Here is a 21512-nt window from a genome sequence, read left to right as displayed (position 1 = left end):
CGATCAGTTCTCGCTCATGCCCATCTGCCGCAGCACCACCGTCTCGATCACGCCGACGACGGCGTAGACGACGATCGACGACACCGTGATCACCACGACCGATGCCCACAACTGGTCGTAGGCTGCGGCCGGAAGGGCTTGCTGCAGAGTGGCTCCCAGACCCTTGTTGGTTCCGAGCCACTCGGCGACGGTCGCGCCGATGAACGCGCCGGGCACCGACACCTTGGCCGCGCTGAACAGTGCGGGCACCGCCGACGGCACGGCTGAGCGCCGCAGCGCGGTCCATCGGCCACCGCCGTAGACGGCGATGACGTCGTCGAGGTGCCTGGGCGCGTTGGCGAGCCCGGTCATGATCATGACCAGTGCCGGGAAGAATACGACGATTCCACCCATCACCGCGACGACCGCGACACCGCGTCCGACGACGAGCGTGATCAGCGGGGTCATCGCGACCAGCGGCACCGACCGCAGGAGCATCGCTATAGGCATGAATGTCTGTGCGGCCGGACGATATACGACGAACAGTGCGGCGGCGAGCACGGCGGCGATCATGCCGGTGACAAAACCCACCGCCGCATCCTTGAGGGTGATCCACAGGTCGGCGAGGATCTGGTGACGCGAATCCGCCGCGTCGGGAGCGGTGAAGAGATATGCGTAGACGTCGGCCGGCGTGCGTCCGATGATGGGCCCGATGTCGGGGAATGCTAAGAGGAACAGCCACCAGATCACCAGGATCAGGATCAGCGAGGCGAGCAGCGACCCGAGGAATCTCGCGACCGCCCACAGACTTCCCGCTCTGGCGCTCATCCGAGCACCGCCAGACCCGTCGACCACCGCGTGACGAACCGCGCCACCACCGCGACGATCGCGTAACCGATGCCTGCCACCAGCCCGGCGAGCAACGCGATCGCCCACACCTGTGGGATGTCACCGGCCTGCTGGGCGATGATCATTGCCGGTCCGGCACCTTGCTCGGGCATAGCGAGGAACTCGCCGAGCACCGCGCCCAGCACGGCGGCAGGGGCGGCGATCTTGATGGCGGCCAACGTATTCGGGAGCGCGGCGACCGAGCGGACCCGCCACAGCTGCACGAGACGTCCGCCGCCATAGACCCGAACCAGATCAAGACTGCCCTTGTGCGGCGAACGCAACCCCGACAGGGTGCCGATCATCGTCGTGAAGAACACCGAGATCGCCGCGAGGAACACGATCATCGTCTGCACCTGCGCGAAGGCCACTTGAACGATCGGTGCGACGGCGATGATCGGCGTGCAGTAGGAGATGATCGCGAGTTGGGTGGCGAGACCCTCGACCGGCGGCACGACGATCACCAGCACCGCGAGCGCGATCGCCAGCGCGTTGCCCCAGAGGAATCCGCGTAACGCGAGCGAGATGGTCGCCGAGAAATTGTCGACGTAGAACGCAGAACCCTTGTCGCCGATGGCCGTACACACCGCCCACGGGGTGGGGATGGTGCCGTGGAACCACTGCAGGGCACCCGCCATCCACCACAGGAGAATCAGACCGACGATGCCGATCGCGCCCGCGGCCCACCGGTCGGCACCCGCGCGCGACGCCGAGATGCTAGCCACCCACAGCCTCCGTGGCATCGACGGCCGGATCGGCGCCCTTCGCGCCGAACAGCAAGCCCGAGAGGTGATCGTGGATCGCGTGGAACTCGGGGGTGCGCATCATCTCCGGGGTCCGGGGGCGCGGCAGATCGATGCGCACCGTCTCGATGACGCGTCCGGGCCGTGGACTCATCACCGCGACCACGTCGGAAAGGAACACCGCCTCGGCGATCCCATGGGTGACCATCAGTGTGGTGGCCGGCTTCTCGGTCCAGATCCGCAGCAATTCGATGTTGAGTCGTTGGCGGGTCATGTCGTCGAGCGCACCGAACGGCTCGTCGAGCAACAACGCGGTGGGGCGCACGACCAGCGCGCGGGCGATCGAAACCCGTTGGCGCATACCGCCGGAGAGCACCGCGGGTTTGGCCTTCTCGAATCCCGTGAGCCCGACGAGTTCGATGAGGTCGGCGACGAGACCGTCGGCGGCGGGCATGCGACCCACCTGCAATGGCAGCTTGATGTTCGACTCCACCGACCGCCACGGCAGCAGCGCCGAGTCCTGGAAGGCGATGCCGAGCTCGTGATTGCGTTGCAACTCCTTCGGGCTCTGCCCGTTCATCAGTACCGTCCCCGACGTCGGGGACTCCAGCCCCGCGAGGATGCGTAGAACCGTGGATTTTCCGCAGCCCGAGGGACCCAGGAGAGACAGGAACTCCCCTTCCGAGGTCTTGAGGTCGACCTCGGCGAGCGCGGTCACCGTCGACGATCCGCGGATCGTCCGAGTGGTGAATTCCTTGGTGAGTCCGGTGATGTCGAGTCCGGTGCCGGGTGGGCGCGGCGTGGCGGGAACCATGCGACGCCACATTAGGAGGGCGTCGTTTCTGTCGGGTTACCGACGCGTAACCGAGTTCGTCCACCTGAACGACGCACGCCCCGTATTCAGGTCCCCGTGCCCTAGCGTGTGAGCCGTCGCAGTAGGAGGGGAATCAGCAGGAGGGGAACGATGAACGCACCGCAGCACCATCCGGGCCAGCCGTATCCGCAACAGCCGTACTCGGGTCCGCCACAGCCGTACCCGCAACCACAGCCATACCCGCAGCAACCGTATGCCGGGCCGTACGCAGGTCAGCCCCACCCGCCGGGCGCGTACCGCGCTGCACCATCGGGCGCGTACCGCGCTGCACCATCGGGCGCGTACCGCGCGGTCTTCAAGCGGCACACCGGGATGGTGGTCTTGGCGCTGACCAGCCCCACACAGACGGTCGGCACCTGGCCCGAGATCCGCAAGGCCTTCTGGGCGGCACAGACGCACTGCCTCACGCTGGGCTGGTGGGGCATCATCTCGTGTCTCGCCTACAACTGGATCGCGATCTTCGGCAACATCTCCGAACTCAACCGGGTCCGCGAACTCGCCAAGCGCAACGGCGACGTCTGAGCGAGGGCCCGATCGCGCGGACTCACACCCGTTCGGTCGCACGCATCGCCAGCCCGATCCGTGCGACCATCGCATCGACGGCGAACTTGGGTTTGACGTTGACGTCGAGCGCCTCGCGGCATTCGAGCACCGCCTCCACGCATCGCAACAACTGTTCGGGACTGGCATACGAGGCCATCGGCCGCGTGGTGTCGTCGGTCTTGTCGGGGTGCATCGCGGTCACCTGGGCGCCCATCGACAGCACCAGAGCGTCGCGATAGAGGGCGGCAAGGTCGACCAGAGCCCGATCGAGGACGTCACGACCGACCCGTGTGGCGCGTGACTTCTGGCGCCTCTCCAGTTCTTTCAGTGCCCCGGCGCTCCCGCGTGGCGCACGGGCGGTGCCCTTGCCGGTCCCGCCGGCACCGAGGGCGGTCTTGAGTTCCTCGGTCTCGGCCTCGTCGAGTTCGGCACTGATCGCCTTGGCCGCGGTCTCGGCCGAGCGCACGAGATCCTCGGCCGCCTTGTACGCCGTCGAGTCTCGGGTGGCCGCCCGCGCGATCCCGAGCGCCGATTCCCGTTGTGCGCGGGCGTCGGGGTCGGTGGCCAGGCGCTTCGCGCGCCCGATGTGGCCGCCACAGACCGACGCCGCCCAGCGGGCCGCCTCGGCGTCGATGCCGTCGCGATCGACGAGCACGCGCTCGATGTCGGCGGTCGACGGCGTGGTCAAGGCGACGTGACGGCACCGCGAGCGCAGCGTGACCGAGATGTCCTCGGGATCGACCGACGGGGCGCACAGCAGGAATACCGTCCGCGACGGCGGTTCCTCGACAACCTTCAGCAGCGCATTCGCGGCCTGCTCGGTGAGCCGATCGGCGTCCTCGACGATCACGATCTGCCAGCGGCCCGTGCCCGGACGACGCGAGGCGACCTGCACGATCTCACGCATCGAGTCCACCGACAGGCTCAACCCCTGCGGCACGATGTTGCGGACGTCGGCGTGGGTCTGCGCCATCACCGTCGAACAGGCGCGGCACTCGCCGCAGCCGATGACCTCGGGGTCCTGACATTGCAGTGCCGCGGCGAAACAGGTCGCGGCCACCGACCGGCCGCTGCCGGGCGGTCCGGTGAACAACCAGGCGTGGGTCATCGACGACCGCGCCGGATCGCCGAGATCCTCGTTGCCGTCGGCCTCGCCGAACATCGACACGGCGCCGGCGGCGTGCTCGTCGAGTCGATTCGCCAGGCCACGTGCCGCGCGGGCGGCGTCACGCAGGTCGGCGATCACCGCCGTTTGCCCGATCATCCGGTCGAAGACATTTGTCACACCCTCACCCTAAACCGCACGTCGGACACGTCCGATTCGTCGACCGCGTTTAACAATTGCAAGCAGCCAGCTACCGTGGTTGACGTGATTGAGCGTCGGTCGTGGGTGTCAAAAGCCCTGCACACGGGGAAGTGGCTGATCCGCACCCCGTGGCCGATTCTTGCGCTCGACATGCTGCGTGCCAACCTGGTCGGCGCGTTGTTCACCTTCGCGTTCCTGCGGTTCGGGATGCCCGCGAGCGACTCGTTCCGCTTCGACGAGATCACCACCCTCAATCAGGCGATCTTCGCCGCCTACCTCGTGGTCGCCATGATCGTCGGCGCGGTCTTCAGTATCCAACTGTCGTTGCCGGTGCTGATCTGGCATCGGCGCCGCACCCGCCTGGACAACGAGGGCGCCCGGCGGCGGGCGTTACAACTGCCGATGCTGCTCTCGGCGGTCAACGTCGGCATGTGGCTGGTCGGCGGCATCCTGTTCACCTGCGTGAATCTGACTGTCTCGCACCGGGATGCGTTCATCGTCGCGATGGCCAGCTTCATCGGCGCACTGGTGACCTGCGTGCTGAGCTTCCTGCAGTTCGAGAAGGTGCTGCGGCCGATCACCGTCGCGGCGATGGCCAACAACCCCGACAACGCGATCGCACCGGGGGTCACCACCCGCATCACCGTGTTCTGGGTGATCAGTGTGGTCGCCCCGATGCTGGTCATCGTCGGCCTGATCACGATGCAGCGGCTGAACTTCATCGAGACCGACGCCGCCGGGCTGCAACGACCGATCCTGTGGATGGCGTTGGCGTCGTTGGCTTTCAGCCTGCTCGCGATCGTGCGGGTGGTCGCGGCGATCAACGACCCGATCAAACAATTGCGCCGTGCACAGTCGAAGGTGTCCGCGGGCGATCTCAACGCCGCGGTGAAGATCTACGACGGATCCGACCTCGGCCTGCTGCAGGCCGGTTTCAACGACATGGTGGCCGACCTGCGCGAACGCCAGCAGTTGCGCAACCTGTTCGGCCGCTACGTCGGTGAGGACGTCGCGCGCCGGGCCATCGAGATCGGCACCGAACTCGGCGGCGAGGAACGCTATGTGGGAGTGCTGTTCGTCGACATCGTCGGCTCGACGCGCCTGGCGGTGAACCGGCCCCCGCGGGAGGTCGTCGACATGCTCAACGAGTTCTTCCGCGTCGTGGTGGCGGTGGTCGGTAGGCACGGCGGCTTCGTCAACAAATTCCAGGGTGATGCCGCGCTCGCGATCTTCGGTGCGCCCCTGGACCTCGAGGACTTCGCCGGTCGCGCACTGGCATCGGCACGCGAGCTGCGCATCGAGCTCTACCGGACCCTCGGCGACACCGACATCGGCATCGGGGTGTCGGCGGGCAAGGCGATCGCCGGGCACATCGGGTCCGAACAGCGCCTGGAGTACACCGTCATCGGCGACCCGGTCAACGAGGCCGCCCGCCTCACCGAACTCGCCAAGGACGAGCCGACACGTGTACTCGGATCGGCGCGTGCGGTGTTCCTGGCCTCGCACGAGGAGGCCGAGTATTGGGAGATCGGCGAAGGCGTCGAACTGCGCGGACGCGGCATCGAGACCCTGCTGGCGCGCCCGCACGTCGACCCGATGAACACCAGCCCGATCCCGGTCACCGAGGTGCCCTGAGTAGCCTCGCCTGAGCACGTACATTCGGCCGGGGCCGGATTCGGACCCCTCAGTCCTCTCAGTCCTCCGACGCGTCAGGTGCCGTCTTCTTGGCCGCAGTCTTCCTGGCAGCAGTCTTCTTTGCGGTGGTCTTCTTGGCTGCCGTCTTCTTCGCCGCCGTTTTCTTGGCGGCGGTCTTCTTGGCCGGCGTCTTCTTCGCGGCCTTCTTGGTGGCCTTCTTGGCGGGTCCGCGTGCTCGGCGGTCCGCGAGCAACTCCATCGCCCGCTCAGGGGTGATGGAGGCGACCTCGTCGCCCTTGCGCAGGCTGGCGTTGGTTTCGCCGTCGGTGACGTACGGGCCGAAACGGCCGTCCTTGATCACCATCGGCTGTCCGCTGACCTCGTCGTTCTTGCCGAATTCACGCAGCGGCGGAGCGGCAGCGGCCCGGCCTCGACGCTTGGGCTCGGAGTAGATCTTGAGGGCCTCGTCGAGGGTGATGCTGAACAACTGATCCTCGCTGGTCAGCGACCGCGAGTCGGTGCCCTTCTTCAAATACGGGCCGTAGCGGCCGTTCTGGGCGGTGATCTCCTCGTTCGACGCCGGATCGACGCCGACCACGCGCGGCAACGACAGCAGCTTCAGCGCGTCGTCGAGCGTGACGGTGGAGATGTCCATGGTCTTGAACAGCGATCCGGTCCGCGGCTTGGGGCCCGCGGCCTTCTTGGCGGTCTTCTTCGCAGCGGCCTTCTTGGCGACCGCCTTCTTGGCAGCGGTCTTGGTGGCCGTCGAACCGCCGGAGGTCGACCCGCCCGTGTCCGCCGGGGTGTCGTCGAGCGGGACGACCTCACCGTCACCGGCGCCACCACCGTCACGCGGGGTGGGCCCGGCCGGGATCGTCGCCGGCGCGCCGGCCGAGCCGGAATCGTCACCGTCTTCCTCGGCGGGCAGGATCTCGGTCACGTACGGACCGAATCTGCCCTCCTTGACCACGATTTCGTGCCCGGTCACCGGATCGGTGCCGAGTGTGCGTCCCTCCTGCGGGGTGGAAAACAGCTTCTCCGCCACGGCGAGGGTGAGCTCGTCAGGGGTCATGTCGGCGGGCAGGTTGGCCCGCTGCAGGTCCGGTTCGGCGTCGGCGCTCGCGGCGACGTTACGTTCGAGGTACGGACCGAATCGTCCGACGCGCACGTAGACCGGTCGGCCCTGCTCATCGTCGAACAGGCGGATCGAGTTGACCTCGCGGGCGTCGATCTCCTCGAGATTGACCCCGACGAGCTTCTTCAACCCCCCGTGCTTGGCGATTTCCGAGCCGGCTATTTCCGCGTCATGCTCGGCATTCGCGGCCGAATCACCGAAGTAGAACTCGGTGAGCCACCGGGTGCGGTTCTCCTGACCATTGGCGATCTGATCGAGATCATCCTCGAGCGACGCGGTGAAGTCGTAGTCGACGAGGCTCTCGAAGTAGGCCTCCAGCAAGCCGACGACAGCGAACGCGATCCATGAGGGCACCAGCGCGTTGCCCTTCTTGACCACATAACCGCGGTCCTGGATGGTGCCGATGATCGAGGCATAGGTCGACGGGCGACCGATGCCGAGCTCCTCGAGCACCTTCACCAGCGACGCCTCGGTGAAGCGGGCGGGCGGGTTGGTGGAGTGGCCGTCGGCACGCAGCTCCGAGGCGGTCAACGACTGGCCCTCGGTCAGCTGCGGCAGGCGGTTCTCGGCGTCGTCGGCCTGGCCACCCGCCTGATCGTCAACGGTCTCGACGTAGGCCGACAAGAAGCCCGGGAAGGTGATCGTGCGCCCGGACGCGGCGAAGGTGCATTCCTCGCCGCTGGTGGCGGTTCCGGTGATGCGCAGGCTCAGGGTGGTGCCCTTGGCGTCGGCCATCTGGCTGGCCACCGTGCGCTGCCAGATCAGTTCGTAGAGACGGAATTCGTCGGTCTCGAGCTGCCCGGCGACCTGGCCGGGCGTGCGAAATGTCTCGCCGGCCGGGCGGATCGCCTCGTGAGCTTCCTGGGCGTTCTTGACCTTTCGCGTGTACTGCCGCGGGGTCGGGTGAACGAAGTTGTCGCCGTACAGCTCTCGCGCCTGCGTGCGAGCGGCGTTGATGGCCGACTCGCTCAGCGTCGTCGAGTCGGTACGCATGTAGGTGATGAAGCCGTTCTCGTACAGGCGCTGCGCGATGCGCATGGTGCGGTCGGAGGAGAACCGCAGCTTGCGGCCGGCTTCCTGCTGCAGCGTCGAGGTCATGAACGGCGCGTACGGACGTCGGGTGTAGGGCTTCTCCTCGACCGAGGTGACGGTCATGTCGGCGCCGTCGAGGGCGCCGGCCAGCGCGGTGGCCCGGGACTCGTCGAGGACGATGACGCCGTCGGCCTTCTTCAGCAAGCCCTTCGGGGTGAAATCACGGCCGGTCGCGACGCGCGCGTCGTCGACGTTGACCAGGCGCGCGGAGAAGCTGCGCGGATTGGATTCGTCCTCCTGCGACCCGCCGGCGTTCATGGTGGCGTCGATGTCCCAGTACTCCGCGGAGACGAACGCCATGCGCTCTCGTTCACGCTCGACGATGATGCGGGTGGCCACCGACTGCACACGGCCCGCCGACAGCTTCGGCATGACCTTCTTCCACAGCACCGGGGAGACCTCGTAGCCGTAGAGACGGTCGAGGATGCGGCGGGTCTCCTGGGCATCGACGAGATCGATGTCGAGGTCGCGGGGGTTCTCCGCGGCCGCGCGGATCGCCGGCTCGGTGATCTCGTGGAACACCATCCGCTTGACCGGGATCTTCGGCTTGAGCGTCTCGAGCAGGTGCCAGGCGATCGCCTCCCCCTCGCGGTCACCGTCGGTGGCGAGATAGAGCTCGTCGACATCGCGCATCAGCGACTTGAGTTCGGTGACCGTCGACTTCTTGTCGGGCGAGACGACGTAGAGCGGCTCGAAGTTCTCGTCGACGTTCACACCGAGCCGCGCCCAGGACTGGCCCTTGTACTTGGCCGGGACGTCTGCGGCGCCGCGCGGCAGGTCCCGGATGTGTCCACGGGAGGACTCGACCACATAGTTCGACCCCAGGTACCCGGCGATCTTGCGCGCCTTGGTGGGCGACTCGACGATCACGAGTCGTCGGATCGCTTTGCCGCTCGTGGGGCTTGTGGTGCTGGTCTCGGCCAACGGGGGTCCTTCGCTATCGAGTCGGTCTTCGGGCGGATGATTGTGCCCGGAGCCGCTCTTGTTCGTTCAGTGGGTTTGTACCTTATAGATAGCGCCTATTGCACATCCGAATTCCCGGCAAGGTATACCCAAAGGACCGGACATCTCGAATTCTTTCGATGAATCAGCTGGTCAGACGGTTGTGAAGCATGCATCACATTTCGGCGTCATCGGTGTCACCCGATACGAGGACACGACGATCGCGGGCACCTCGGCGATCAGCCGGCACCGGGCCACTCGCGAGCCGTCGCACCGGGTGGCGGCGGGCCGACGTACTCGGCCAACCGCGCCAGCCGGCGACGCCCCACCCGAAGCGCAGGCGCCCCGATCCGGTTGCCGACGAGGGTCGGCGCGATACCGACCCGCATCAACGCGGTGGCCAGCACCGGATGCGAATCCGGGCAGTGCGCATCGAGCCCGAGGAGATACTGCCCGGTCGGATCGGTGCGGCCGGCTGCCAGCACCCAGAACCGCAACGCATGCGGTGTCGGGACCCACGCGGTGGGCATCGTCTTGACCGCGCCCGTCGACCAGCGGCGGTGCAGTTCATCGAGACGCGGGCTCGGCGCGGTGCGCGCCAACGGATTGCCCTCGTCGGACGTGATGACCTCGGCGTCGAGCCCGACCGTCCGCACCTGCGCGACGATGGCGTCGGCGCGCCATCGTTCGGCGACGATGACCGACACGCGCGTACCGATCGGGTCCGCCCCGGCATACACCGGCGCCGACTGACCGGGACCGGCGAGCAGACCCGCCAGGTCGTCGATCGCCGGTTCGTCGGTCTCTGCCGAGAAGAACGCCAACTGACCCACGGATATGAGACTACTGCGCTGCGCGGCACCATCGGCCTCGCCCGCCACACGGGTCGCATGACTTCCGGGGCCAGGCAGAGAAAACCGCTCCCGGCCTGGATGACCAGACCGGGAGCGGTTAAGACAAACCTCTTCGCGTTGCCGCGAGGTCGTCTCTCAGACGGCGCGGACGCCCGTCGCCTGTGGGCCCTTCGTGCCCTGCCCGACCTCGAACTCGACACGCTGGTTCTCTTCGAGGGTGCGGAAACCGGATCCCTGGATCTCGGAGTAGTGGACGAACACGTCGTCGGACCCCTCGTCAGGAGCGATGAAGCCGAAGCCCTTTTCCGCGTTGAACCACTTCACAGTTCCCTGTGCCATTACTGCAATCCTTCACATTCATTCGATCTGACTCCGATACGAGATGTACTCGCACCGTGGCCGGTTCTGACCGCCATACCTCGAAGAAACCCCGGTGAACCGTGGACGCGGTTCGGTGAGGGAAAAACTCAGTACCACGGCTGCAACCCGATTCCCCCGATCACCGCAGTGACGATGCATCGGAAGAAGCTGCGGCCGCACATAGTGAATCACGTCTGGCACCGATGCGATAGTCACAGGAACCAGTGGGAACGAAAATGTGGACGATTTCAACCGATTGACATCAGGCAGTAACATCTGCACGGACGTCGCGCCAGAGCGCCACATATCGATCCGGTCTCGAATTGCCGTCGCGGAGCACGAGAACCACCTTCGACACCGCGCGACACACAGACGACAACAAAGAGTTATGAGCCTGCACACCTTCGGAACCGAACTCCTCCGCCGTTCCCTCGCCGGTACCGAAGCGGACTCTGGTCCTATCACGCACCTGTCCGTCATCCCATCGCGCACAGCGACTTTCACCGACTGGCCGGAATGGGTCGACGAGAACGTGCGAGAGGCATTCGAGGCGAACGGCATCACGAAACCATGGATTCATCAGGCAGCCGCAGCCGAACATGCACACTCTGGTCGGCATGTGTCCATTTCCACGGGCACCGCATCAGGAAAGTCGTTGGCCTACCAATTACCGATCCTGAATGCACTGCTCGCCGAACCACACTCCACTGCACTGTATTTGGCGCCCACCAAAGCTCTCGGCGCCGACCAGATCCGGGCGGTCTCCGCACTGACTGCCGGGCGCGGACCCTTTGCACACCTTGCGCCGTGCGCCTACGACGGCGACACCGATCCGGACATCCGGCATTGGGCGCGCACGCATTCCCGGTGGATCTTCACCAATCCCGACATGCTGCACATCGGGATACTCACCGGCGTGCTCTCCGGTGGTGGCGGCTCGTCCACCGGGCCGATGCGTGGGCAATGGCGGCAGTTCTTCCGGAACCTGCGATTCATCGTGATCGACGAATGTCACCACTACCGTGGGGTGTTCGGTTCGCATACGGCGCTGGTGCTGCGGCGGTTGTTGCGACTGGCACGAGCGTGTGGATCGAATCCGACGGTGATCGCGGCCAGCGCCACCGTCGCCGACCCGGCCGCCGCGCTGTCCCGGCTCATCGGCGAACCGGCGGTCGGGGTGACCGAGGACGGTTCGCCGCGCGGCGAACGCACCATCGCCCTGTGGGAGCCGGATTTCGTGCCGGGGATCAGCGGCGAGAACGGCGCACCGGTGCGCCGGTCCGCGGGGGCCGAATCCTCAAGACTGATCGCCGATTTCGTCATCGAGGGCGCACGCACACTGTGCTTCGGGCGCAGTCGGCGCGGTGTGGAGATCACCGCGCTGGGAGCCCGTGATCTGTTGGCGCACAGCGCCCCCGAGCTCGCCGACAAGGTGGCGGCGTATCGCGCCGGGTATCTTGCCGACGACCGACGCAAACTCGAACAGGCCATCTCCTCCGGCGAACTCGTCGGCGTGGCGACCACCAACGCACTCGAGCTCGGCGTGGACATCAGCGGCCTCGACGCGGTCATCATCGCCGGGTACCCGGGCACCGTCGCATCCTTCTGGCAGCAGGCCGGGCGCGCCGGTCGTCAGCGCACCTCGGGCGACGCGCTCGTGGTGCTCGTCGCCCGTGACGATCCGCTCGACACCTATCTGGTCCATCACCCGCAGGCACTGCTGGGCACACCGGTCGAGGCGCCGGTCATCGACCCGACCAACCGCTATATTCTTGGCCCCCACCTACTCTGTGCGGCAACCGAATTCCCGTTGCAGGACGCCGAGATCGAGCAATGGCGCGCCGGCGAGCTGGTCGCCGACCTCGCTGCGCAGGGGCTGCTGCGCAGGCGCAAGGCCGGTTGGTATGCCGCGCCCGGGGTGGATCCGCACGGCGACATCGACATTCGCGGTGGCATCGGCGGACAGGTCCTGATCGTCGACGCGACCACCTCGGAGTTGCTCGGCACCGTCGACGCCGGACGCGCCCCGGCCACCGTGCATCCCGGTGCCGTGCACATCCATCAGGGCCGCACCTACGTCGTCGACGAACTCGACCTCGACGATGGACTGGCGCTCGCCCACCCGGAGGAGCCGGACTGGACGACCTCGGCCCGGGAAACCACCGAGATCACCATCACCGACGTCATCGCCGCCACCGATCACGGGGCGCTGCACACCGCGTTGGTCGACGTCGACGTCACCCACCAGGTCGTCGGCTATCTGCGCACGCTGCTCTCCGGCGAGGTGCTCGACGCCGTCGAACTCGACATGCCACGTCAGACACTGCACACCCGCGCGGTGATGTACACGCTGCCGCCCGAGGTACTCGCTGCCGGGGGGATCGACGCGACCCGACTGCCCGGCTCGCTGCACGCCGCCGAACACGCCGCCATCGGTCTCCTACCGCTGATCGCGACGTGCGACCGCTGGGACATCGGCGGGCTCTCGACCAACCTGCACCCCGACACCGGATTGCCCACGGTGTTCGTATACGACGGCTATCTGGGCGGCGCGGGGTTCGCCGAACGCGGCTACACCGAATTCGCCGCCTGGATCGCCGCCACCCGCGACGCCGTCGCCGACTGTGGCTGCGAGAGCGGCTGCCCGTCCTGTGTGCAGTCCCCCAAGTGCGGGAACGGTAACGACCCCCTCGACAAGGCCGGAGCGATCACCACCTTGTCGCTGCTGTCCGCGTTGCTCGAGGGGTGAGACGTCACCTGGGCTCATCCGGGCATCGTCGACGCAGGTCAGCGCCTCGGCCCCCAGCCTTCGCCCACGTGAATCATCAAGGCGTCTCGGTGAATTCCGTGTCGGAGGGAACCAAACCCTCGTTTCTCGGCGATAATCGACCAATGCAGGACAGCGATGCCGGGCAGGACGGGGATGCCGGGCTCGACCGGGACGCCGGACACACCAGGGCGCAGGGCACGATCCTGCGGCCGTGCCCGGTGTACTTCCTGCTCGCCCGCCCCACCCAGGAACCCGACCGGATGCCGTCGACGATCGGTGAGAGCGACGTCTTCTTCTCGGAGGCCGAGGCACTCGACGCGCTCGACATCCACTACGCGTGGGCGTCGGCCAGCCTGGAGAACCCGGCCGTGGCCGATACCGCCCAGTGGTATCTGCAGAGCGCCATGGTCGGGCCCCGGATCAGCCCGTCACTCGGCGAGGTGTACCTCGCGATCTCCGAGGGCTCCTCGGGTGATACCTGGGCAGCTGCGGGCGGCTTCCTCACCGAGGGTGAGGTGGTGCACTGGGCACCGTTCGTCACCGCGGTGCGCCCGCGAATCCGCACCGCGTACGGCGACGGCGTCCTGGAACTGGCCTACCGCGGCGATACGTCGGTGTATTTCGGTCAGGTGTGGTTCGCGCCGATGCATTCGGTGCGCGTGTACCCGAAGCGGATCATCGTCGGCGACGACGCCATCGGTTAGGACACTTCGGGGTTGGTTCACTCCGCCGGACCCGCCCGCGCCGCCGCGGACGCGTCGCGAGAACCGAAGAGCCCCAGCGTGATCGGCACGCCGACCTCGACGACGACGTCGGTGCCGTCGGTACGACACCGACGCAGCACCACCGCCGAACGCTGATCGTCGATCACCTCCCGGGCGGTTGCGCACGCATCTGCGTCACCGGAGACGTGATCGATGGCGGCCGCGAGGGCCGCGAGGTCGGCGGCCGACTGCGCCCGGTGTCGGGCGATCACCGCCGCACCGACGTAGACCACCATCACCAGGACCGACACCACCCCGACGATGACCCCGGTCGCGGCGACGGTGGCATAGCCACGATCATCACGGGCAAGGCGCACTAGCATTTTCACGGCGTCACCCCCGGCGCGATGTCGACTTGATCGGAGCCGTCCGGCTCCTTCGCCGCCACCGCCCGGGCCGACATCGTCAGCCCGGGCAGCGAGAGCACCCGGTCGGTGACCGAGACGACGACCTTGCCGCCCTGCTCGCTCACCGTGATGGTCGCGTCGGCGCCGACCAGCCGGGCTCCGGCGGCCCGCGCCCCCGCGTCACCGGCTGCGGTCAACCGCGCGACCTCACGTGCGGCGTCGGTGCACCGGATCTCGGCGATCACCGCACCGATCGCCCCGATGCCCAGGATCAGGACCGCCACGATCGCCGCAATCGCATACGCCGCCTCGACGGTGACCATGCCCGCGTCATCGTCCACGACATGTCGCAGCACGCCACGTCGCGCCACGCCCCGACGCCGCGCGCCCATCAGCTCACCGAGGTGTTGAGGGCCTTGTTGATGATCCCGGTGAGTGCGGAAACGATGTCGTTGCCGGTGACGACGGTGTAGAGGATCGCACCGAACGCCGCTGCCGCGATGGTGCCGATGGCGTATTCGGCAGTGCTCATCCCCTCCTCGTCGCTGATCAGGCGCAGCGTTTGAGCGTTCAGCCAATCGCCGGCAGCGCGCAAGCCGCGCGGATTCTCGATGGGGTCGGCGTGGTCGGGAGAGCTTTGATTCACGGTGTGTGACATGGTTTTTCCTTTCAGGGTTCGAACGTTGCGGTAATTGGACGCAGCGGGTGGCGATTTGGCTCCCTCCCGGCGCATGTTTTTTCTACAGACCTCCCAGGGTCTGCGACGCGAGGCCGATGACCACGGGAACGATGCCCAGGCAGATGAAGGCCGGCAGGAAGCACAAGCCCAATGGCCCGCTGACCATCACCCCGGCCCGCTCGGCGCGGGCCAGCGCTTCGTCGTGGGCACGCCGGCGGACCTGTTCGGCGAGTTCGCCGACCCCGTCGGCCAGCGCCGACCCGGCTCGCGCCGACCGTCGGGCGAGCATCGTCAGATCCGCGAAACAGTCTGCGCCGAGGTCGGTCGACGGTGCCCGCCGCCGACGTCGCCGGGCATCCGGCGACACCTCGGGAGCAGCCCAGGCCCGGTCCGGGTCGGCGCCGAGTTCGAGGAGCTCGGCGGTCGAGGTCAACGGCCGCGCCAGGGACGGCGGCGCACTCGACGCCGCGACCCGGATCGCCTGCGCCACCGGCAGTCCGGCGCGCAGGCACACCGCGAGCAGGTCCAGTGCGGCCGCGGTGGCGAACGGATCCGCCCCGGGGTCACCCACCCCGAGGAATCGTGGTTCCCGGGTAGGCGGTGCGGGCAGATCGATCACCCGGTGGAGACGCCATCGCGCGGCCGGCCAGATCCAACAGGCGACGGCCACCAGGAGCACGGCCACGGCCTTCACCGGGCCTCCCTCTCGACCAGCACGCCCTTGCGCAGACCGCCGCTCACGGTGCCACCACCTTCGCGGCGATGCTATCTGCCCAGAGCAGCCCACTCGCGACCAGAGCGGTACCGCCGACGAGGAGGATTCCACCGAGCCCACCGCCCAGCAGGGTCGACAGCGGTTGCGCACCGGTGGCCTGCCCGAGCGCGATGCCGAGGACCGGGAGTCCGGCGAGGACAGTGGCGGTGGCGCGGGGACCGGCCATTCCGGCCCGCGTCCGTTCGACGAAAGCCTTGCGGGCCAACAGATCCGAGCGCACCGAGCCCAGCAGATCGGCCAGCGGCAGCCCGTGAGCCTCCGACGTCTGCCAGGCCACGGCGATACGCTGCCAGGATTCGTCGGCGCCGTGCGCTGCGGTCGGGTCGATCAGGATGCCACCGCCGAGCTCAGCGCGGCCGGCCAGCATCGACAACGCCGAGGCCACCGAATCCGCCTGTCCGGTAACGCCATCCCTGGTAGCGCCGGCCATGGCCGACATCTCCGCCGCAGCGGCCGCACAGGCATGGGCGGGTGGCGCACCGACCGAGAGCTCGGCGATCATCAGCGACAGCGCGGTCAACAGATCATCTCGTCGCGCGTCCGCCTGCTCGGCGGCCCGGCGGCGATGAGCCCGCCATCCGTACACGCCGGCCACGAGTCCCGCAGCGACCGCCGCAGCGATACCGCCGACCAGCAGCGCACCGCAGATCCCGATCGGCACGACGATCCGTCGCAATGTCGGGACTCCCGTGGTGGAGCGGGTGTGCCGCCCGCCCAGTGGCCGGAGCCGGTGGGCGGCGCGCGGTGCGCCCGACCACAGCACCGCACACGCCGAGGCAAGCAGGATCACCGTCATCGGATCGCGACCATCTCGTCGAAAAGCGCTCGGTGCGAAGTGAATCCGACGCTGCGCAACCAGATCGGCACAACGGTGACCAGGCCATCGGCACCGCGACGCAGCACACCGATCTCGGACAGACCACGCGTCCCGTCGACGTTGCGGGCGACGCCGAGGACGATGTGGACGGCTGCGGCGAGCTGGCTGTGCAGGGCGTCGCGGCCCATCCCACCCAAGGCGGCGAGCGCCTCCATCCGCGCGGGTACCTCGGCGGTCGAGTTGGCGTGCAGGGTGCCGCCGCTGCCGTCGTGACCGGTGTTCAGGGCGGTCAGCAGATCGATCACCTCCGCACCCCGGACCTCGCCGAGAATGATCCGGTCGGGCCGCATCCGCAGCGCCTGGCGCACCAGGACCCGTACCGCAACCTCGCCCGCCCCTTCGACATTCGCCGTTCGCGCCACCAGTCGCACCACGTGCGGGTGGGTCGGCGTCAGTTCGAGTGCGTCCTCGACGCACAGGACCCGTTCGGTGGCGCCCATCTGTCCGATCAACGCACCGAGAAGCGTTGTCTTGCCCGACCCGGTGCCGCCGATGATCAGAAACGACAACCGGGCACGCAGCACCTCACCCACGACTTCGGCCGCCTCGGCCGGAATCGCACCGGAGGCCACCATCGCGTCGAAACCCATTCCGGCACTGCGTAGTACGCGCAGCGACAAACATGTGCCGTCGGCGGCCAACGGGGGGATCACCGCGTGCAGGCGGACCGTGTATCCCCGGCGTCCGACATTCGACAACTGCCCGTCGACCCAGGGCTGGGCGTCGTCGAGCCTGCGCCCTGCGCCCAACGCCAGCCGTCCGGCCAGCCTGCGGACCGCCGCGTCGTCGTCGAAGGTGATCCCCGAGAGTTCCAGTCCAGCACCCCGATCCACCCATACCCGGTGCGGGCCGACGACGAGGATGTCGGCGATCCCCGGCTCGGCCAGGAGTTCTTCGAGCCGGCCGGCGCCGGTCAACTCGGTCTGCAGGTACCGCAGCGCGGCGAGGAGATCGGTGTCGCCGAGCACCCCACCCGCCTCGGCGCGTATCGCGTCGGCGATCACCGCCGCCGTCGGCTCCACCGACTCCGACGCCAACCGCGAACGCACCCGATCCAGCAGCGCCTCGTCGGTGTGCGCGCTCATCCGGCCCGCCCCGTCCCGACGGCCCCGACACCGACACTGAGGGCCCCGTACACCGCTCGTGCCGCCTGCCCCAGGGGACTGCGCGCACCGATCCCGGGTCGTCCACTCTCCAGCCGCGCCGGCAGCCGCGGGTCCGGCCGGTAGGCGGCCAGCAATCGCAGGTCGGCGGCCTCGGCGATCTGCGGGGCACGCAGCCCGCCTGGCGAGGGACCGCGCACGACGAGCGCGAGATCGGCGGCGTCGGTGAGCAACCGGTCGGCGATCTGGCGGGCGGCGGCACAGCCGGCGACGGTCGGTGAGGTCACCAGGACGACGAGATCCACCGACTCGACGACGCCGCGGACGACGGCGGTGTCGGCGCGGGGCAGGTCGACGACCACCAGATCACCGTGCGAGCGTCCGGCGTCGATGGTGGCGAGCACCGCGTCGGCGTGAACCGGGCGGGAATCGTCGCGACGGCCGGTGAGCACCGCGATCCGGTCGTCGACCCGTGGCAGGGCGCGGTGCAGCGCATGTCCGTTGACCGCTCCGCCCTCCAGCGTCAGATCCGGCCATCGCAACCCCGGCCGGTCCTCGATGCCGAGGATGAGGTCGAGACCGCCACCGAGGTCGTCGGCGTCGAGCAGCAGCACCTGCTCACCGGCGTCGCCGGCGGCCGTTGCCACCGCAGCGGCCAGCACCGACGCCCCGGCCCCGCCGTGTGCACTCATCAGCGCGACGCCGCCGCCGGTGGCCCGTCGTGGCGTACGCAGCTCGGTCAGCGTGCGCACCAGATGGCCCTCGTCGGCCGGCAACAGGGCGGCGTCACCGGCGCCGAGGTCCATCGCCGAACGCCAGACGTCGGCCGGGGGCGCGGTGTCGGCGACCAGCAGCACCCCGGCTCGCCGCGGCACCGAGGTGGAGACCAAGGCGGCGACCGCGGGTGGGTCGACGACGACCGCACGAGACCGCAGCCACTCGGCGCGGCAGGTCGCGGGATCGCCGAGAACCAGCCGATAGCCTGCGGCCGCGGCACACCGGGCGACGTCGTCGCGCAGATCGTCGTCGACGAGGGCGAGGAGGGCTTCGGACATGAGCGCCATCGTGGCCGATTCCGGCGTCATCGTTCTGTGTACACGTGCGCGGAGGGTCTCGGCCTGTGGACGCAGAGAGTTCTGTGGAAGGCACCACGCGGGAAGGCACCACGCGCCTGGGAGAACGGCAACGGCGATAGGGGAATCGGCGAGCTGACTTGCTCCAGATAGAGGACAACCCCGGCCAGGGGGGGAGGAGGCCGGGGTCGTCGCGCTTCAGCCCCGGGGGGTCGGGCTGAAGGGCACCGGTCCGAAGACCGGGTACCCACGACTATACACGTTCGCACGACACTCGCAAACAACTCGCGAAACCCGGCACAACATCGTTGATTCGTCTCACTGCCTGCGGGTTTGTTGATCTGAACGAATGACACACAGCGGTGATCGCCGCCTCCTCGACCCGCATCGAGCGGGATAGCCGAACTCGACTTACAACATCGCGGAACTCCAGTACGATGCCCGAAATGAGCGATGAGCGCCCGCGGGTCCATCAGACGCCGCCGGTCGCCGCGTTCTTCGATCTCGACAAGACCGTCATCGCGAAATCGTCGGTCCTCGCCTTCAGTCGCCAGTTCTTCACCGAGGGCCTGCTCGACACCCGCACGCTGCTTCGTTCGGCCGTCACCCAGTTGAGCTTTGCCCGCTCGGCCGCCGACGCCGACCACGTCGAGCGGCTGCGCAGGCACATCACCACGATGTGTCAGGGCTGGGATGTCTCCGAGGTGAACCGGATCGTCGCGGAAACCATCGACGACGTCGTCCGGCCGCTCGTCTACAGCGGTGCGGTCGATCTCATCGACGCGCACCGGCAGAAGGGACATGCCATCGCCCTGGTATCGGCGTCGGGGCAGGAGATGGTCGAGCCGATCGGCGCCATGCTGGGCGTCGATCACGTGCGTGCCAGCCGGATGCACATCACCGACGGCCACTACACCGGCGACCTCGATTTCTATTGCTACGGCGAACAGAAGGCCGCGGCCATCCTGCAGATCGCGCAGGAGCACGGCTACGATCTCGACCTCTGCTACGCCTACTCGGATTCGGTGACCGATCTGCCGATGCTCGAGGTCGTCGGGCGGCCCACGGTGGTGAACCCCGACAAGCACTTACGCCGGCACGCCGAGGACAACGGCTGGCCGATCCTCGACTTCGACCGCGAGCCGGACCCCTCGTTCGCCACCGCGCCGGCGCTGGCCGCGGCGGTGGCCCTGGGGATCGGCGCCGCGGTGGGATGGGGCGTCGGAATCCGTCTCACCAGGCCTCGACGCACCGCCACGGCGAGCGTCGGCCTGCACCTCTGAAGCGCCGTAAACCGTTGCACCAGTGCACCAGTCGTCGTTGATGTGAACGCCACCGAACGTTGACACGCTTGAGTCTTGATGTGATCGCGATCACGGTGTACAAAGGTCATACGGAATCTCGGAAGGCAAAGTTCGCCCCGGAAGAGAAGGAGCGGGCCCCCATTCCGAGCACTTCCCAGCACGAGCGGCAAGTACCCACGCGGAGCGCGCCGCATAAGGCACAAGTGTTGTGCGCCTGCGACATCGCGGCCATGTGAACGGCTACCCTCGACGGCAGCGCCCCGACCCTCGGACAGCGCCGACGACATCATTGATGGCGTCGTGATGGGACGAGATTGGCAGCGCCGGAACGGTATTCGGACAGATGCCCGTGGTCAATCGCCGAGGCGGTAACCACAACCCACCAAGCACGCTTGGTAGCTTTCGTTCGTGCTATGCGGGCGGCGACCCGGTTTTCGAACCGGATCGCCGCCCGCAGTGTTGCGTGAGCCCGGTGTTGTGTGAGCCCGGTGTTTGTCTGCCCGGTCAGCCGGCCCGTGCGGCGTCGGCGATCGACTTCGCTTCTGCCGCACCGGCGCTGAGTGCCTCGCAACAGAAGACGATCCACTCCCCCAGCGCTTCGGCGCGGCCGGTGCCGAAGGCCTGCGCCAGGGCGCGATAGTCGGCAACCCGCCGCAGCCATGTCACCTCGGGGACTCCGAGATTGTGCGGATCGAGACCCGACGACGTGCACACCAGCCGAGACGCAGCACGGGCGACGATCCCGTTGGCGGATCGAAAGGCGTTCAGGCTCAGCAATTCCCCGTGAACGACGGCGGCGAGGACCGGCGCACCCACCCTGGTGCCGCCGGTGATCAGCTGGCTCAGCAGATCCAGCCGGGTCGCGACGTCGGCATCGGCGCGCGGGCGGCCGAGCTCGTCGGGATCGTCGATGAGATCGGCGGCGGCAAGCATGTGCAGGCGAGCGAAAGCCTGTGCGGGCGCCCGCCGGAACACCGAGGTGAGGCTTTCCAGCGAGTCGCCGTCGAGGGCCTGGGCCACGCGCATGGCGCCGGCGAGGAGCGGATCGTCGAAGTCGCCGTCGCGACGCAGCTCGACGCTGCCGCCGTCGATGGCCGCCGACGACCGTCCGGCTCGCCAGGACGCCTCGGTGGCCGTCTTGTCCCAGCCGCGCAGGTTCGCCGGATGCCGGTGTACCGCGCCCAGCGCGTCGCGCGCGGCGTCGGCCGCGGCGGCCACCCCGGGCAGGTCGGCGAGCGGTGCGAGCGGGTCGGAAGTCATAGGGTGTCATGGTAGAGGCGCGCACGTGCAGAGCACGAACGGGCTCGAGTCCGGTTTAACGGTAAGCCGAAGCAGCCTCACACATTTCGTTAATGTTTCGTTGCGCGAACAAGAAGTGCCGAACTGCACAAAATGTGGTTACGTACGAGTCGTTGCCTACGGTTACTCACCAGTAAGGCGGCAACTCTATGTCATCCACCACCTGAACC

The 21512-nt window shown here is 67.9% G+C and carries 20 protein-coding genes; 5 read left to right on the top strand and 15 right to left on the bottom strand.

Annotated features, from left to right (window positions below):
* Positions 1–3: 3 nt before the first annotated feature.
* From P3L18_RS02850 to P3L18_RS02840, 3 genes are read right to left on the bottom strand one after another with little or no spacing between them, the layout of a single operon-like run.
* The gene (locus tag P3L18_RS02850) at positions 4–807 is read right to left on the bottom strand and encodes an ABC transporter permease subunit (protein WP_276113182.1); all 804 of its coding nucleotides are present in this window, start codon (positions 805–807) and stop codon (positions 4–6) included.
* Positions 804–1610, bottom strand: coding sequence for an ABC transporter permease subunit (locus P3L18_RS02845; RefSeq protein ID WP_170320242.1), 807 nt, complete (start codon positions 1608–1610; stop codon positions 804–806). Before P3L18_RS02845 ends, P3L18_RS02850 begins: the two co-directional genes overlap by 4 nt.
* A complete protein-coding gene (locus P3L18_RS02840) occupies positions 1585–2436 on the bottom strand; it encodes an ABC transporter ATP-binding protein (protein WP_014358790.1) in 852 nt (283 codons plus the stop codon). Before P3L18_RS02840 ends, P3L18_RS02845 begins: the two co-directional genes overlap by 26 nt.
* A 138-nt stretch (positions 2437–2574) precedes the next feature.
* Here P3L18_RS02840 and P3L18_RS02835 point away from each other — a divergent pair, with 138 nt between their 5' ends.
* A complete protein-coding gene (locus P3L18_RS02835; RefSeq protein ID WP_276113181.1) occupies positions 2575–3006 on the top strand; it encodes a hypothetical protein in 432 nt (143 codons plus the stop codon).
* 22 nt (positions 3007–3028) lie between these two features.
* On the opposite strand, the gene P3L18_RS02830 is transcribed toward P3L18_RS02835, so the two are convergent.
* A complete protein-coding gene (locus tag P3L18_RS02830) occupies positions 3029–4312 on the bottom strand; it encodes a DNA polymerase III subunit delta' (protein ID WP_014358788.1) in 1284 nt (427 codons plus the stop codon).
* 171 nt (positions 4313–4483) lie between these two features.
* On the opposite strand from P3L18_RS02830, the gene P3L18_RS02825 reads away from it, so the two are divergent.
* Positions 4484–5968, top strand: a complete 1485-nt coding sequence (locus P3L18_RS02825) for an adenylate/guanylate cyclase domain-containing protein (protein ID WP_238534911.1) — start codon at positions 4484–4486, stop codon at positions 5966–5968.
* Between the two features lie 58 nt (positions 5969–6026).
* Here P3L18_RS02825 and topA read toward each other — a convergent pair whose 3' ends face one another.
* The 3 genes from topA to P3L18_RS02810 form a co-directional block, all read right to left on the bottom strand.
* The gene (topA, locus tag P3L18_RS02820) at positions 6027–9119 is read right to left on the bottom strand and encodes a type I DNA topoisomerase (RefSeq protein ID WP_276113180.1); all 3093 of its coding nucleotides are present in this window, start codon (positions 9117–9119) and stop codon (positions 6027–6029) included.
* Positions 9120–9376: 257 nt separating this feature from the next.
* The gene (locus P3L18_RS02815; RefSeq protein WP_276113179.1) at positions 9377–9970 is read right to left on the bottom strand and encodes a hypothetical protein; all 594 of its coding nucleotides are present in this window, start codon (positions 9968–9970) and stop codon (positions 9377–9379) included.
* A gap of 156 nt (positions 9971–10126) precedes the next feature.
* Positions 10127–10330, bottom strand: a complete 204-nt coding sequence (locus P3L18_RS02810; protein WP_004022110.1) for a cold-shock protein — start codon at positions 10328–10330, stop codon at positions 10127–10129.
* 409 nt (positions 10331–10739) lie between these two features.
* Between P3L18_RS02810 and P3L18_RS02805 the strand changes: the two genes are divergently transcribed.
* Both P3L18_RS02805 and P3L18_RS02800 read left to right on the top strand, forming a co-directional pair.
* Positions 10740–13100: a DEAD/DEAH box helicase gene (locus P3L18_RS02805; RefSeq protein WP_276113178.1), complete on the top strand. Its 2361-nt coding sequence runs from the start codon at positions 10740–10742 to the stop codon at positions 13098–13100.
* Between the two features lie 143 nt (positions 13101–13243).
* Positions 13244–13825 (top strand): hypothetical protein, encoded by a 582-nt coding sequence (locus tag P3L18_RS02800; protein ID WP_079931180.1) that lies wholly within the window; start codon positions 13244–13246, stop codon positions 13823–13825.
* Between the two features lie 17 nt (positions 13826–13842).
* Here P3L18_RS02800 and P3L18_RS02795 read toward each other — a convergent pair whose 3' ends face one another.
* The 7 genes from P3L18_RS02795 to ssd all read right to left on the bottom strand — a co-directional run bounded on the left by P3L18_RS02795 (position 13843) and on the right by ssd (position 18721).
* On the bottom strand, positions 13843–14208 hold the full coding sequence (locus tag P3L18_RS02795) for an Rv3654c family TadE-like protein (protein WP_276113410.1): 366 nt from the start codon (positions 14206–14208) through the stop codon (positions 13843–13845).
* A 2-nt stretch (positions 14209–14210) separates the two neighbouring features.
* On the bottom strand, positions 14211–14624 hold the full coding sequence (locus P3L18_RS02790; protein WP_006372347.1) for a TadE family type IV pilus minor pilin: 414 nt from the start codon (positions 14622–14624) through the stop codon (positions 14211–14213).
* On the bottom strand, positions 14624–14890 hold the full coding sequence (locus tag P3L18_RS02785) for a DUF4244 domain-containing protein (protein ID WP_006372346.1): 267 nt from the start codon (positions 14888–14890) through the stop codon (positions 14624–14626). Before P3L18_RS02785 ends, P3L18_RS02790 begins: the two co-directional genes overlap by 1 nt.
* Positions 14891–14972: 82 nt before the next feature.
* A complete protein-coding gene (locus P3L18_RS02780) occupies positions 14973–15605 on the bottom strand; it encodes a type II secretion system F family protein (RefSeq protein ID WP_079931176.1) in 633 nt (210 codons plus the stop codon).
* Between the two features lie 43 nt (positions 15606–15648).
* Complete coding sequence (locus P3L18_RS02775) at positions 15649–16482, bottom strand: type II secretion system protein F (protein ID WP_079931175.1); 834 nt, start codon at positions 16480–16482, stop codon at positions 15649–15651.
* Positions 16479–17648, bottom strand: coding sequence for a TadA family conjugal transfer-associated ATPase (locus P3L18_RS02770; RefSeq protein ID WP_079931174.1), 1170 nt, complete (start codon positions 17646–17648; stop codon positions 16479–16481). The genes P3L18_RS02775 and P3L18_RS02770 overlap by 4 nt, the downstream gene beginning before the upstream one ends.
* Positions 17645–18721, bottom strand: a complete 1077-nt coding sequence (gene ssd, locus P3L18_RS02765) for a septum site-determining protein Ssd (protein ID WP_276113177.1) — start codon at positions 18719–18721, stop codon at positions 17645–17647. The genes P3L18_RS02770 and ssd overlap by 4 nt, the downstream gene beginning before the upstream one ends.
* Before the next feature lie 464 nt (positions 18722–19185).
* Between ssd and P3L18_RS02760 the strand changes: the two genes are divergently transcribed.
* Positions 19186–20022 carry an HAD-IB family hydrolase gene (locus P3L18_RS02760; RefSeq protein ID WP_079931173.1) on the top strand — a complete coding sequence of 279 codons (837 nt, stop codon included), beginning with the start codon at positions 19186–19188 and terminating at the stop codon, positions 20020–20022.
* A 525-nt stretch (positions 20023–20547) separates the two neighbouring features.
* Here the strand turns inward: P3L18_RS02760 and P3L18_RS02755 are convergent.
* A complete protein-coding gene (locus tag P3L18_RS02755) occupies positions 20548–21303 on the bottom strand; it encodes an oxidoreductase (protein WP_276113176.1) in 756 nt (251 codons plus the stop codon).
* Between the last annotated feature and the right edge of the window lie 209 nt (positions 21304–21512).

Origin of the sequence: Gordonia sp. N1V, assembly GCF_029269935.1 — a bacterium.
Classification (GTDB): Bacteria; Actinomycetota; Actinomycetes; order Mycobacteriales; family Mycobacteriaceae; genus Gordonia; species Gordonia polyisoprenivorans.
This window is presented reverse-complemented; position numbering and strand designations above follow the sequence as displayed.

Bases quoted from the DNA above. Each gene is read 5' to 3' on its own strand.
- P3L18_RS02850 (WP_276113182.1), bottom strand. From the start codon at position 807: ATGAGCGCCAGAGCGGGAAGTCTGTGGGCGGTCGCGAGATTCCTCGGG.
- P3L18_RS02845 (WP_170320242.1), bottom strand. From the start codon at position 1,610: ATGCCACGGAGGCTGTGGGTGGCTAGCATCTCGGCGTCGCGCGCGGGT.
- P3L18_RS02840 (WP_014358790.1), bottom strand. From the start codon at position 2,436: ATGTGGCGTCGCATGGTTCCCGCCACGCCGCGCCCACCCGGCACCGGA.
- P3L18_RS02835 (WP_276113181.1), top strand. From the start codon at position 2,575: ATGAACGCACCGCAGCACCATCCGGGCCAGCCGTATCCGCAACAGCCG.
- P3L18_RS02825 (WP_238534911.1), top strand. From the start codon at position 4,484: ATGCTGCGTGCCAACCTGGTCGGCGCGTTGTTCACCTTCGCGTTCCTG.
- P3L18_RS02810 (WP_004022110.1), bottom strand. From the start codon at position 10,330: ATGGCACAGGGAACTGTGAAGTGGTTCAACGCGGAAAAGGGCTTCGGC.
- P3L18_RS02805 (WP_276113178.1), top strand. From the start codon at position 10,740: ATGAGCCTGCACACCTTCGGAACCGAACTCCTCCGCCGTTCCCTCGCC.
- P3L18_RS02800 (WP_079931180.1), top strand. From the start codon at position 13,244: ATGCAGGACAGCGATGCCGGGCAGGACGGGGATGCCGGGCTCGACCGG.
- P3L18_RS02795 (WP_276113410.1), bottom strand. From the start codon at position 14,208: ATGCTAGTGCGCCTTGCCCGTGATGATCGTGGCTATGCCACCGTCGCC.
- P3L18_RS02790 (WP_006372347.1), bottom strand. From the start codon at position 14,624: ATGGGCGCGCGGCGTCGGGGCGTGGCGCGACGTGGCGTGCTGCGACAT.
- P3L18_RS02785 (WP_006372346.1), bottom strand. From the start codon at position 14,890: ATGTCACACACCGTGAATCAAAGCTCTCCCGACCACGCCGACCCCATC.
- P3L18_RS02775 (WP_079931175.1), bottom strand. From the start codon at position 16,482: ATGACGGTGATCCTGCTTGCCTCGGCGTGTGCGGTGCTGTGGTCGGGC.
- P3L18_RS02770 (WP_079931174.1), bottom strand. From the start codon at position 17,648: ATGAGCGCGCACACCGACGAGGCGCTGCTGGATCGGGTGCGTTCGCGG.
- ssd (WP_276113177.1), bottom strand. From the start codon at position 18,721: ATGTCCGAAGCCCTCCTCGCCCTCGTCGACGACGATCTGCGCGACGAC.
- P3L18_RS02760 (WP_079931173.1), top strand. From the start codon at position 19,186: ATGAGCGATGAGCGCCCGCGGGTCCATCAGACGCCGCCGGTCGCCGCG.
- P3L18_RS02755 (WP_276113176.1), bottom strand. From the start codon at position 21,303: ATGACTTCCGACCCGCTCGCACCGCTCGCCGACCTGCCCGGGGTGGCC.